This window comes from Alicyclobacillus suci, assembly GCF_017329615.1.
GTDB lineage: Bacteria > Bacillota > Bacilli > Alicyclobacillales > Alicyclobacillaceae > Alicyclobacillus > Alicyclobacillus suci.
Genome location: NZ_JAFMTW010000186.1, coordinates 1 through 361 on the forward strand (window position 1 = coordinate 1; position 361 = coordinate 361).

The following is a 361-nucleotide window of genomic DNA, read 5'->3' on the forward strand; positions in this document are numbered from 1 at the left end:
CGATGCGGATTTCAAACTGAATACAGTGAAGTTGGTTCTGGAGGAGGGGAAAGTCGCCTCCCAAGTTGCGCGCGATCTTGGCATATCTCAAAAGACCGTTTATGGCTGGGTTGCGCAGTATAAGAACAATCCGAAGCACCCCTTCGTCGAATCCGGAAATCTCAAACCCGATGCGCAAACAACGCGTGACCTGGAACGGGAAAACCGCGAACTGAGAGAGGAACTCGAGATATTAAAAAAGCAACCCCCAACTCGAAGCACAAGTTAAAGTCTCAAGTAGTGGTGTAAATTCTTCAGGAGGCTGAATCTTGACGAAAAAGCCATCGAGTGCAATCTACTAAAAGTGTGCAGCAATCAGTAG

At 47.6% G+C, this 361-nt stretch carries 1 protein-coding gene; it reads left to right on the forward strand.

The annotated features are described in order from the left end of the window. A partial coding sequence (locus J3482_RS20345; RefSeq protein WP_236018430.1) for a transposase occupies nucleotides 1–268 on the forward strand: 268 nt, incomplete at its 5' end. Nucleotides 269–361: the final 93 nt, after the last annotated feature.